The sequence below is a fragment of the Candidatus Borreliella tachyglossi genome, assembly GCF_003076595.1.
Taxonomy (GTDB): Bacteria; Spirochaetota; Spirochaetia; order Borreliales; family Borreliaceae; genus Borrelia; species Borrelia tachyglossi.
In genome coordinates this window covers 191,609-204,149 of sequence record NZ_CP025785.1, presented here as the reverse complement: position 1 = coordinate 204,149, position 12,541 = coordinate 191,609, and the positions used below count along the sequence as shown (strand labels likewise).

Sequence of the window (12,541 nt, the reverse complement as noted above, 5' to 3'; positions counted from 1 at the left end):
TTTCATGAAGAAAAATCTTATGTTAGTATTTGGTGGGGTTTCCTTTGAACATGAAATTTCTTGCAAATCTGCTTATGGGGTTTATTTAGCTCTTATGAAGCTAGATAAATATAAAGTGTTTTCATGTTTTATCGATAAGAATACTGGAATTTGGTATTTACTAGACTTTGTTCCTGATGATCCTAAATTAATTAAGAGAGATAGTTCTTCTATTATTAGTTTAATTCCTGGTGGTGGAATATTTGTAAATGATAGAGATCTTAAAATTGATGTTGTATTTCCAATTGTTCATGGGAGAACAGGTGAAGATGGTTCTATTCAAGGTCTTTTAAAAATAATGGATATTCCTTGTGTTGGGTCTGGTATTTTAGGGAGCGCTATTTCTAGTAATAAGTATTTTTGCAAGCTTTTGCTTAAAAGTTTCAATATGCCTGTAGTTCCCTTTATTGGATTTAGAAAATATGAGTATCTTTTAGATAAAGATGGAGTTAAAAGGCAATTAAAGGATAGCCTAGGGTATCCTTTAATTGTTAAGCCGGCTATATTGGGATCTTCAATTGGAATAAGTATTGTACATAACGAAAGTCAGATTGAAAGGAGTATTGAAGAAGCCTTTAAATATGATTTAACGGTTATTGTAGAAAAGTTCATTAAAGTAAGAGAAATTGAATGTTCTGTTGTTGGAAATGATCAGATTAAAATATTTACGCCAGGTGAGATTGTTATACAGGATTTTATATTTTATGATTATGATGCTAAGTATTCTACTATTCCTGGAAATTCTATTATTTTTAATATTCCTGCTCAACTTGATACAAAGTATTTGCTAGACATTAAAGAATATGCATTCTTGACTTATAAGTATTTAGAACTTAGGGGAATGGCAAGAATTGATTTTTTTGTTGAAAAAGATACTGATTTAATTTATATCAATGAGATAAATACGATTCCAGGATTTACAGATATTTCTATGTTTTCTAAGATGTGCGAACATGATGGTCTTGACTATGAATTTTTAGTTGATAAGTTAATAATTTTAGCTTTCCAAAGCTATGAAAAAAGAAAAAAAAGAATTGATTTTGAACAGTTGGGAGGCTAGACTAAATCTAAATTTTTTAAATTTTCAATTTCTCTATCATCTTGAAGTTTGAAGAACTCATTTCGATCATATTTTTCAGCTTTTGGGAGTGTTCCTGAGTACTTTATTGAGTATGAATAATCTATTTTTATATTTTTATCTTCTTTTTTGGTTCCCTTGTCATATATCTTCACATAATTTTTATTAGTATCAAAATAAACAAATGCATCATACCTAATGTCCTCTTGAGACTTAACTGTAAAAGCGATGTTTATTGTATTTGATTTAATGTTATTTACTGTGAATATTGCGTTATTAGATGCGATTTTATAGGGTACATTGCTTTGATATATTATAAATTCAGATGCGTTTTTTAGGAATAAATTAATTTGTTTTGCAGTATTTTTAGTGGAAATCTTGATCCCATAGATAGTTCTCTCAGCCACATTTATTTTTTGAAAAGATATGTTTATTAAGTCTTTCTGTATTTTAATTTCTCTAGATATTTGTTTTTCGTTTTTGTCTAAGTTTAAATTGAAGTCTTTTGTTGCTATTTGAATTGCGTTTCTGTTTTCTTTTAGGTATTCTATGCTAATTTTATTAGTTTTTTCTGGAAAGCTTATGATTTGAGTTATTTTCATTGTTGAAATTGAGCTCATATTGTTTGATATTATCAGAATAGCGATTATTAAGAAAAAAATTATAGATTCAATCTTTTCAGATTTTTTAAATTCTTGCTTCATTATTGTAGTTTTATTTTTTAAATGCTCTATCATATTAACAAGTATAGGTGAGAAGAGTGAGATTGATATAAAATAACTTAATGCAATTGGTTTTGAAATAAGTGAGGTTGTTTGTATTGATGTTATTAGTATGAAATTTATTGTCCAAATAAGAATTATTATAATTTTTTTTATAAATCTTTTTTTATTAGGAATAAATAATATTAATATCGTTTTTAATATTATCATTAAAATAAATTCTATTTTAATGTACAGTAGCATAATAAGCTCAATACCGGAAATTGCTATTGCCAAGTATTTAAGCTCTCTAAAGTTGAGATACATTTTAAAGTTATATGTGAAATAAGATAGAAGATTAAAGTTGAATAATATTAGAAAAAAATTTACTAGATATATCGGATTTATGATGCTATAGTCTATGAAGTTTTCATATTCTGTGAATATTTTATTTGTAACGAGAACTGAAATGTATGTGCTTAAGAATAATATGAAAAATAATCTTATTATTTTATAGTAATTATCTTGAACTTTTCTAATTATTATACTAGCTTTTGTAAATCTTCTAATGAACATTAGTATAATTAAATTATAAACAGCGTATATTAGTATGAGAAGTGTACTTTCATTTATGATCCACTTTTTAAATGGAGTATTTATGATGACATAGTGTAGGTCATTTTCGTTTTGGAGATTTCTTTCAGTTTTTATTATGTTTTCAATTGATTTGTAAATGTCGCAAAGATTATTATGCTTAAAATATTTAAGCAGTGAAATCTCTTTGTTGTTGTTCATGATTAGGATAGGAATTTCTTCTTCTAAATACAGATTGTATATTTCATTTATATTCTTGTCGTTTATTTTTGAAACATTAAAATTTACTTTATTACTTTCGAATGTTTTGACGAGCATTTCTAAAAAGCTTAGGTTTGTTTTTGAGTTTATTATGTTTGATTGATTTTTGAACTCTATTGGATTATTTTCTTTATCTGCATTCAACATTAAATAAATTGTGCTTGTATTTTTTTCAAGAACATTGTTATTGAGAAGTAGTCTACTGCTTATTGTTGATATTTGTTTGTGTGAATCATCCTCAATAAAATAAATGTTTAAGCTATTTTCAATTTTTTGTGTTTTTAAGTTATTGAGGAGTGTGATTACAATTGCAATTGCAAGGTTATTTTTTAAATCATATTGTATCTCTATTGGGACAATAATGTTGTAACTAGTTTTGCCCATGCCTTTTACCCTTGAGTAGATTGTTTTTTGTGAATATCCAATAAATCCAATTTCTTGGAGTGAATGTTCTATATATTGTATCTTGTTTTTTAGGAAATATTTTTTTATGTAATCATAAATAGTTCCTATTCTTGTTGTTTTTTCTGCAACGTTTGTAAGTTCGTTAATTATTGCAATATGTTCTCTTATTTCTTCATTACATGGCTCTATCTCATTTTCTTTACTTATTTGTTGTGCAATTAGTGAATGGGCTAAGATTAGGAACAATATCTTAAAGATCATAATTTTTAATGTCTTCTTCTATTTGCATTATCTGGAGTATGTTAGGGTTTTCTTTAAGGGCTGAGAGTATCATTGATACATTTTTTGCATTCGATGAGATAATTATATTGATTATTCCATGTCCATTTCCGCAGTCTTCTATTTTCTCACTAATAAGTCTTGCATCAAAGTATGTAAAAAGATTGTCTAGGTAATAAAAAAGACTTTTTAGATTTTTTAAGAATATTACAATATGATATATTTTCCTTGTTGGTGTTGCTTCCCATTCTACCTCAATAAAATGGCTTTTCCTGTAGTAAAGTGTATCTTGGCAATTATCTTTATGAACTACTATTTCATCTTTTTGTATTATGCCAACAATGGCTTCCCCTGTTGATGGATTGCAGTCAGAGGCTATTGTGATTCTTTTTATTTGAGATTTTGTTAAAGATTTAAAAAGGCGGAAGATTCTTTTTTGCTCTTTATGCTCTCCAATAAGATATGCAATTATATTATTATCTACAAATATGGTATCGTCGTTTTTATTAAGCCAAGATCGAATTCTTGAGCGTGCTTTTTTTGTCCTAACGCTGTGTAGCCAAATTACATCAGGTTTTGCCTCTGTTGAGGTAAATATTTCAACAATTTGTTCGTTTTTTAAAGGTTTTGTGAGTGCACTAATCTTTCCATTAATTTGTGCATAAAGTGCTTGATCGCCAATATCTGTATGTATTGTATATGCGAAGTCAATTGCATTTGAGCCAAATGGGAGCTCTATTATTTCACCCTCTGGGGTATAGACATATATGAATGTATTCAAGAGTTCTTTGTGTATGTCATTCATTGAATATTGATTTTTATTGAATGATTCTTGTTGCCATTTTTTTATTCGATTAATAAATGAGAGATCATCAGCTCTTAATTCAACTTGTTCTTTATAGATCCAGTGAGCAGCAACACCATATCTGGCAATTTTGTCCATTTCTTCTGTTCTAATTTGTATCTCGATTAATTGGTTATCTTCAGGTATTCTTACAGTAGTATGTATAGATTGATATTTGTTTTCTTTAGGGATTGCTATGTAGTCTTTTAGTCTTCCAGGTATTGGCTTCCAAACCTTGTGTACAATTTCTAGTATTTCATAGCATTCTTTTTGTTGTTTGCAAATTATTCTTATCCCCAAGGTATCAAAGATTTGTGAGAGCTTATTAGTTCTTGTTTTCATTTTTCTAAAGATTGAGTAGAAATGTTTTGATCTTACGCTGATCTTAGCGTCAATCCCAATTTGTTTAAGCTCCTTCTCTATTATCAATTTTCCCTTATATAATTTTTTTTCTCTTTCTATTTTTGTCTCAGCTAGAAAAATTTTTATTTCTTTATATTCTTTTGGATAAAGATATTTAAATGATAAGTCTTCAAGGTATGTTTTAAGGGACGAAATACCAAGTCGCTCCGCAATTGGGACATAAGTGGCAAGACAATCTTTTGCGATTCTCTCTCTCCTGTTTTTAGGCAAGTGGGTAAGGGTTGACATGTTGTGTAATTTGTCAGTAAGCTTGATGAGTATTATTCTAATATCGTGAGTCATTGCAAAAAACATTTTTGAAATAGTATTTGCTTCTTTGATTGTTCTTGTTTTATTATGTAGATCATGAATTTTTGTTACACCATCAATTAGGCTTAAAACCTCCTCATCAAATTCTTTAATTATTTCTGTCTTTTCAACGCTTGTGTCCTCAAGTACATCGTGCAGTAAGCCAGCTATTGTTGTCTTAAAATCTAGTTGGAATTTTGCTAAGAGTAATGCAACCAATATTGGATGGATTACATATGGTTCGCCACTTTCTCTATATTGACCGTAATGTAGTTGTTCTGAGATTTCCAGAGCTTTAAATATTAATTTTTTTTGAATTTCATCTTTATAAGTATTGTTGATGATGTTGCTGAAAATGGCTTTTACCTTCTCAAGATCATTTATTTTGATTAGGTATGCAATCTCATAGGCTTGTATCATTATTTGTCCTCAGCATTAATGCTCTCTCTCTTTTTTCAATATCATATAGAGTTCTCAAATATGAAAAACCTTCCTGGATTGCGAACTTTTTTAGAAGTTTTGTTTGCCAAGGGGCTAATTCTATTATTAAGAGTCCATTCTGGGTGAGCTTGTGTTTTGCCTGTTTTATTATTTTCTTTGGAATTTCAAGCCCATCTTTCCCGAACCCTAAAAGAGCTATTCTAGGTTCTCTTTCTAGTTTTTCCTTCTTTTTCAGTTCATTTTTAGTTAAGTAAGGAGGATTGGTAATTATTAGATCAAACTCTTTATTGATATATTTTAACAGATCTGAATGTAGTATTTCTATACAATTTTCTAATTTTAGTCTTTTTGTGTTTTTTAATGCTACTTTTAAAGCTTTAGTAGAGATATCTGATAGTATTACTTTTTTCTGTAGGTAATGTGCAATTGATAAACCGATACAGCCGCTTCCGCAGCATAAATCTAGTATTTTATTTAAGTTATTCTTTTTGATTTGAATTAAAGCTTCTTCTACTAAACATTCTGTATCTGCTCTAGGAATTAGTACATGTTTGTTTATGTAAAATTTAATCCCCATAAATTCTTTTAATTCAAGTATATAATGTAAGGGGATGCCTGATTTTATATGATTGATTTGATTCAAGAATTCATATTCTGCTTTTTTTGTTAAATTTTTATCTGTATTTGCAAGAATTAGTTCTTTCCGAGTCTTTAAGATTTTTTCAAGAAGTAATAAGATCTCAAGAGTGCTTAAGTTGTATTGCTTTGAGTCCCTTATTGTTTCGGCTATTGTCATTGGAGGCGATTATATTGGATTATTTTTTAATGCTCTCTCTTGAAATTCTAAGGCTAGTGTGTCAAGTAGAGGATCAAGATCACCCTGCATAATTTCTTCTAGTTTGTAAAGACTAATATTTGCCCTATGGTCAGTTACTCTATTTTGTGGAAAATTATATGTTCTAATTCTTTCAGATCTATCACCTGAACCTACTTGTTGCTTTCTGTCACTTGAGCGTTGTTCTTGTTTTTTAATGTCTTCAAATTCGTAAAGCCTAGCTCTTAAGATTTTCATTGCTTGATCTTTATTTTTGTGCTGACTTCTTTCATTTTGGCATTGTACCACAATTCCTGTAGGCAAATGCGTAATTCTAACAGCAGAATCTGTTGTATTAACATGCTGTCCTCCCGCACCAGAGGATCTGTAAACATCTATTCTTAAGTCTTTTTCATTGATTGCAATATCAGTATCTTCAACTTCGGGAAGTACAGCAACGGTTGCGGCTGAGGTTTGGAGCCTTCCATTAGATTCTGTTATTGGAACTCTTTGAACTCTATGGACTCCACTTTCATATTTTAGTTTTTTAAATACATCTTTTCCTCTTACCTCAAGGCTAACTTCTTTAAACCCTCCAAGTTCCGTTTCATTAAAGTTGATAAGCTCTGTTTTCCATTTTTTCTTCTCAGCATACTTTGTGTACATTTCATAAAGATTATTGGCAAAAAGTGCAGCCTCTTCGCCTCCGGTTCCGGCTCTAATTTCAATAATAATATTTTTGCTATCATTCTCATCTTGGGGTAAAAGCGATACCTTAATTTTATGTTCAATCTCATCTTTTTTAGAATTTAAATTAGTTAATTCTTGTTTTATTAGTTCTTTCATTTCTAAGTTTTCTTCCTCAGAAAAGATTTTTTTATTCTCATCGATTTGATTTAGTATGTTTTCATATTCGTCTTTTTTTTCTTTAATTTTTTCTAAATAATTATATTCTTTTACTACTTTTGAATATTCTTTTTGATTTTTAATTAAATTTGTGTCCTGCAGTTTCTCTTCGAGTATTTTAATTTTGTTTTCAATTGGACTTAGTTTGTTTAAAAACATTCTGATTTTTCTCCTAGTAAGGTAATAATATTTTATCCTAATTTTAAATTTTTTGTTATCATTGGCCATAAATTTTATATAGATAAGCTTTATATGTAATTTAAATAAATAAGCTTGAGAGTGCGAAATTAAGTATATTTTTTTTAGTTTTTTATATAATATGTATTATTAAGATTGGATATTAAAGATTTATTAATATCTTGTTATTATTAAGTCTGAATGTGGTTTATATGCTTTTTAAATAGCGTATATGAAGTAAATAAATTACGTCTTTAATAAACCAGTTTAAAAAGGGGTATTTATGTTAGAGAAGAAATTTTTAAGTGATTTTGGGGATATCTCACAAATTTCTGACAATGAACTTCTTGATGTTACTGAGAAATCCAAAAGGGGATATCAGTTAATAAAGGAGGAAAGACTCTCTGAAGCTGAATCATTATTTAATGATATTTTAGAAAAGGATAATGATAATAATTATGCTCTTGTTGGACTTGGTGACATTGAAAGGAAAAGACGAAATTTTGATAAAGCTATAGTTTATTATCAAAGATGCCTTTCTAGGCATTCAACTAATAATTATGCGCTCTTTGGGTTAGGAGATTGTTATCGTAGTTTAGATGATTATAAAAAGGCTACGGATATATGGGAAGAGTATTTAAAGTATGATCCTGGAAATATTACGGTTTTGACAAGGGTTGCTGCTTCTTATAGGAAGTTAAGGAATTTTCAAAAATCAAGGCAAGCATATTTAAGAGTAATAGAACTTGCGCCGGAGAATGATTATGCACTTGTTGGTATTGGGCATTTATATTATGATTTTAAAGAGTATAAAGAAGCTTTGAAGTATTGGCTTAAAATGTATGAAATAAATCAGGCTAAGATTGATGTTCGTGTTTTAACTTCCATTGGGAATTGTTATAGGAAATTAAAGGAATTTAGTAAGGGCATTTATTTTTTTAGGAAAGCCTTAGAGATCTCACCAAATAATTTTTATGCTATTTTTGGGCTTGCTGATTGTTATAGAGGCAATAAAGATTATCATGAAGCCTTGAGATATTGGCTTGCAATAATTGAAACGGATCCAACGAATAACTTGGTTCTAACAAGAGTAGGTGATGCATATCGATACTTGAAAGATTATGAGAATTCACAAATTTATTATAAAAAAGCTCTTGATGTTGATTTTGATATGTTCGCTATACTTGGGCTTGCGTTACTTCAAAAAGAACAGGGACAGTATGAAGATGCAATAATGGCTATTAAAAGTTTGATAAAAACAAATCCTAAAAACTCTATATTATATGTAAATGCGGCTGAGTGTTACGAGGCTTTGGGGCAAATTGAAGATGCTGTGGATATCTTATCAAGATTCTTACAACTTGGGATGAAAAATGTTACTGTTATTGACTATATTAATGAACTTAAAAAGAAAATGGACTTATGAAGCTTGATTTTGAAAGATCTATTTTTTTACAAAAGTTAATAGATACTCATGTACATTTTAATGAGCTTAAGAAGAATTCTGTGGATGTTCATTATGTTATTAATGAATGTTTGAGAAATGGATTTTCTTATTTTCTTGATGTTGGGTTGCATCCTAGTGATTTTTATGAGAGGAAGCAACTTTTAGATGCTTATTCTAATATTTCACTCACAGCTGGGATTCATCCCTTAAATGAGGCTTTTAAGGATGATTTTGAATTGCTTGAGACGATCTTGGCAAATGAAGATGTTGTTGCTGTTGGTGAGATTGGACTTGATTATTTTAAGGCAGACAATAAAAAGGAACAGATTGAAACTTTAAATATTCAGTTGGATTTGGCTAGCAGATATAACAAACCTGTTATTTTGCATATAAGAGAGGCCTATGGGGATGTTTACGATATTATTAAATCTTCCAATTTTGTGAGCAGAGGAATACTTCATTGCTATTCTGGTACGTATGAATATGCTAAGAAATTTATTGATTATGGATTTAAGGTATCTTTTGCTGGTAATTTAACCTTTAAAAATGCAGAACCTTTAAGAGAAGTTTTAAAGAAACTCAGTATTGAGGATATTTTAATTGAGACAGACAGTCCATTTTTGGCACCAGTTCCTTTAAGGGGTAAAATAAATGCGCCTCTTTTTTTAGGGTATATATGTATTGAGATTGCAAAAATTAAAAGTTGTGATGCAGAAAGTATTTCAGATACACTATATCACAACTTTAAAGATTTATTTAAAAACTCAATTTACCAATTATCATCATAAGTGAATGATACCTCTTGTTCACCAATCATTGCCGTAAGTTTAGATAAGTATACGTATTGTGGTTCATGATTTATTCTATGCTCGGGTATTATTTTTATTTTCACTAATTCTGAGTCTCTAGTCTCCTTTTTAAATTTATGTGTTTTTTGTACAAAACTTCTTGGTATTGTTACTGTAAGTTTTTTCCATCCAAGAAAATTAAGCTTAGAGCTTCCATCTTCTGTTCTAAAGGGAATGGAGTGAAAAGTTCTTGATGAATCTTTTAGTATTGCGCAAATTTCTGTATTAGTTTCTCTTCCGTCTACCCATAAAGATATATTTTTAATAATGCCTGGTATTACCATAGGATTAGATGGTTCTAGATTGATTTCACTGTCACTTCTAGATGTGATATATTTAAGTGCTAATACAAATTTATTGTGTTGAGTTGCAGGGTTGTTATTGTTAAATCTAACAAATAAAGGATTAATTCTTTCAGTAAAAAATCTTAGATGAAAATCAAATGGATCTTCCATGTTGGAAAGAATATGTTCTTTTTGCTCTTGATTGTCAATTTTTTGGTCATTTTCATTTTGTGCAAATACGAAAATATTAATAAGCGTTAGAAGTATTATTAAACCTTTTATCATATAAAATCCTTTTAATATGAGACTGAATTTTGTTTATAGTATTAGAGTATCAGATTTGTATTATCTTTTATAGATGTTGAATTCATAGTGAAAATTTTTATTAATTTTTTTTATTATTTCTATTAAGTCTAATTCATTAATGCCTATTACGTATTTCGCATTAATTTCTTTTAAATCTTTTCTAATGTTTCCAATCAATATGAAGTCTATTTTTTTAAAAAACGGTGAGACTGAGAATCTTTTTAAATAAGTATGATTATTTTTCATTGAAAATAGAATGACTCTTGTTATTTTGGGTGTAATAAAATTTTTTAAGTACTGGATGTTTTCACTATCTATCATGGTGATGCTTGTATGTATCTCATTTGCATGTTTTTGCAAATGTTCCAAGTCTTCTTTATTCAATGAGCTATCTGCCATTATGAGTGAGGTTGTTAAGTGTACTGAAGGGTCGATTAATATAAAATCAATAGCTTTTTTCAATGAGAATTTTACGTCAGAGAGATTAAAAAGTTTTTCTCTTATTTTTTTTTCATTGAATATTTTATTAGTTGATTTGTATGTTAAAAGTATCTTTTTTGCATTATTTAGATGATCTTTAATCATTCCAATATCTTTTTCGTTGATAAATAGTATTTTATCTTCTATAAATGGGGTAGCTTTCATTTCGAAAAAATATTCCGTTGAATCTGAGAAAATTATTATGTAGTCAAAATTTTGATTTATAATTTTATTTTCTTGACAACTGAACAATAAAATTAAGGTGCTCAAGATAATAAAAGGTTTTTTTGTCTTGAGCATTATTTGGCAGTTCCAATAGTTCTCTTGCTTAAAATTATAGTTCCCAGAATTATAATTAGTACGATTACAGCATAGATTTGCATGTTGATTAAAATTAGCACTTTTAAAAGCGTAATTATTATTTCTAAGAACAAAATAGGAATAAAAATGATCTTATACCCATTTATGTTTTGTTTTATAGAAAGGCTTATTCCTCTTTCACATATGATTGCTGTACATACCAATTCTGTTATGTGCAAAAGTGGTATTTTGATATACTCGTAGGTACCAAAGACTTTGCTATTTGCAATAATTAGTTCTAAATTTTTAGCAAATAATACTCCGAATGCGAAATATATTAAAAATATCGGATTTTTTTTAAGAATTGAATTTGGATTGAATGTAAAAAAGAATGTAAAGATTAATAATGGAAAAATATAGTAATATACTTGGTCTTTGATGAATATCGAAGTTGCTAGACTTAATTTTGTTGTATAGTTTATTTCCAGGATTTTATATAAGATAAATTCTTCTGCTAGATATAGTGAGGAAAAAATAGTTATAGCAAATAATATTATTGTTGAGTAGATATAATTTTGGTTAATTGTTCTCAGCGTAGGATGTTTTGTTAGTATGTAGATTTTTAAAACTAAAGGTAGACTTATTAGTAAAAATATACTCATAATAAATAAATTTTACTTTTTAATTGCGCATTAATCAATTGGGTTTTGATTGATGCCAAGTTTTGAAATATTCTTTTTGATGCTGTACTTAAAGAGATATGTATTTTAATTTACTTTTTAATAAAGGTATATTAAAATTAATTATTAAGCAATATTGTTTGAGGAGTATATATTTTTAGATGATAAATAGGAATTCCAATAGAGATCGGGATAGATCAAGATCAAGTGATAAGGAATTGAAAATTAATCATAGGATTAAGGCTCGTGAGGTTAGGGTTGTTTTTGACGATGGGACTCAATCTGTTTTGCCGATTGAAGATGCTATTAGACGTGCTAGGGATGTTGAGCTTGATTTGGTTGAGGTTTCTCCCAATGTGTTGCCTCCGGTTTGCAAGATAATTGATTATGGGAAATATAAGTTTCATCAGGAAAAACGCCAGAAGGAGCAGAAGAGAAATCAAAAAATAATTAAACTTAAAGAAGTTAGGATGCAGCCAAAAATAGATGTGCATGATCTTGATTTTAAGTCTAGAAATATTTTAGGATTTCTCCAGGAAGGCAATAAGGTGAAAGTTACGATTAGATTTAGGGGGCGTGAACTTGCGCACACGCATTTGGGATATGGAATTTTAGAGAGTATTCTTGAAAGAGTAGGGGATACTAATTATACTTTAGAATCTCCAGCTAAGATGGAAGGTAAGACAATGTTTTTGGTTGTTGCACCTAAGTCTAGGAAGTGAATGATGAGGAGATGTGAATGTCAAATAAGATGAAGACATGCAAAAGTGCAAATAAGAGATATTCTTTTACTTCGAAAGGTAAGGTCAAGTATAAGAAGCAGAATTTAAGACATATCTTGACAAAAAAGTCTTCGAAGAGAAAAAGAGACTTGGGTAAATCAGGTGTGCTTTCAAGCTCTGAGGTTAAGAGAATTAGAACCTTATTGCCTTATGCTTAAGTATTT

Annotated in this window: 12 protein-coding genes; 5 read left to right on the top strand and 7 right to left on the bottom strand. The window is 28.8% G+C overall.

Annotation, left to right across the window (positions count from 1 at the left end; genetic code table 11):
* The first annotated feature begins 4 nt into the window (after window positions 1–4).
* Complete coding sequence (locus CR532_RS01005; RefSeq protein WP_108728989.1) at window positions 5–1,099, top strand: D-alanine--D-alanine ligase; 1,095 nt, start codon at window positions 5–7, stop codon at window positions 1,097–1,099.
* Here the strand turns inward: CR532_RS01005 and CR532_RS01000 are convergent.
* From CR532_RS01000 to prfA, 4 genes are read right to left on the bottom strand one after another with little or no spacing between them, the layout of a single operon-like run.
* Window positions 1,096–3,339 (bottom strand): ligand-binding sensor domain-containing protein, encoded by a 2,244-nt coding sequence (locus CR532_RS01000; RefSeq protein ID WP_108728988.1) that lies wholly within the window; start codon window positions 3,337–3,339, stop codon window positions 1,096–1,098. The two genes, CR532_RS01005 and CR532_RS01000, sit on opposite strands and share 4 nt — an antisense overlap.
* Window positions 3,329–5,332 carry a RelA/SpoT family protein gene (locus CR532_RS00995; protein ID WP_108728987.1) on the bottom strand — a complete coding sequence of 668 codons (2,004 nt, stop codon included), beginning with the start codon at window positions 5,330–5,332 and terminating at the stop codon, window positions 3,329–3,331. The genes CR532_RS01000 and CR532_RS00995 overlap by 11 nt, the downstream gene beginning before the upstream one ends.
* The gene (gene prmC / locus CR532_RS00990) at window positions 5,316–6,149 is read right to left on the bottom strand and encodes a peptide chain release factor N(5)-glutamine methyltransferase (RefSeq protein WP_108728986.1); all 834 of its coding nucleotides are present in this window, start codon (window positions 6,147–6,149) and stop codon (window positions 5,316–5,318) included. Before prmC ends, CR532_RS00995 begins: the two co-directional genes overlap by 17 nt.
* Before the next feature lie 9 nt (window positions 6,150–6,158).
* On the bottom strand, window positions 6,159–7,232 hold the full coding sequence (prfA, locus tag CR532_RS00985) for a peptide chain release factor 1 (RefSeq protein WP_108728985.1): 1,074 nt from the start codon (window positions 7,230–7,232) through the stop codon (window positions 6,159–6,161).
* 301 nt (window positions 7,233–7,533) lie between these two features.
* Here prfA and CR532_RS00980 point away from each other — a divergent pair, with 301 nt between their 5' ends.
* Window positions 7,534–8,676, top strand: a complete 1,143-nt coding sequence (locus tag CR532_RS00980) for a tetratricopeptide repeat protein (RefSeq protein ID WP_108728984.1) — start codon at window positions 7,534–7,536, stop codon at window positions 8,674–8,676.
* Entirely contained in the window at window positions 8,673–9,485 is an 813-nt protein-coding gene (locus CR532_RS00975; protein ID WP_108728983.1) for a TatD family hydrolase, read from the top strand. Before CR532_RS00980 ends, CR532_RS00975 begins: the two co-directional genes overlap by 4 nt.
* Here the strand turns inward: CR532_RS00975 and CR532_RS00970 are convergent.
* Genes CR532_RS00970 through CR532_RS00960 form a run of 3 tightly spaced genes read right to left on the bottom strand, consistent with a single transcriptional unit; the run spans window position 9,467 to window position 11,577 of the window.
* Window positions 9,467–10,114: a flagellar filament outer layer protein FlaA gene (locus tag CR532_RS00970; protein WP_108728982.1), complete on the bottom strand. Its 648-nt coding sequence runs from the start codon at window positions 10,112–10,114 to the stop codon at window positions 9,467–9,469. The two genes, CR532_RS00975 and CR532_RS00970, sit on opposite strands and share 19 nt — an antisense overlap.
* Window positions 10,115–10,174: 60 nt before the next feature.
* The gene (locus CR532_RS00965; RefSeq protein ID WP_108728981.1) at window positions 10,175–10,915 is read right to left on the bottom strand and encodes a hypothetical protein; all 741 of its coding nucleotides are present in this window, start codon (window positions 10,913–10,915) and stop codon (window positions 10,175–10,177) included.
* Complete coding sequence (locus CR532_RS00960) at window positions 10,915–11,577, bottom strand: hypothetical protein (protein WP_108728980.1); 663 nt, start codon at window positions 11,575–11,577, stop codon at window positions 10,915–10,917. Before CR532_RS00960 ends, CR532_RS00965 begins: the two co-directional genes overlap by 1 nt.
* 179 nt (window positions 11,578–11,756) lie before the next feature.
* On the opposite strand from CR532_RS00960, the gene infC reads away from it, so the two are divergent.
* Both infC and rpmI read left to right on the top strand, forming a co-directional pair.
* A complete protein-coding gene (gene infC / locus CR532_RS00955) occupies window positions 11,757–12,317 on the top strand; it encodes a translation initiation factor IF-3 (RefSeq protein ID WP_108728979.1) in 561 nt (186 codons plus the stop codon).
* Window positions 12,318–12,334: 17 nt separating this feature from the next.
* On the top strand, window positions 12,335–12,535 hold the full coding sequence (gene rpmI / locus CR532_RS00950) for a 50S ribosomal protein L35 (protein ID WP_108728978.1): 201 nt from the start codon (window positions 12,335–12,337) through the stop codon (window positions 12,533–12,535).
* Window positions 12,536–12,541 lie beyond the last annotated feature (6 nt).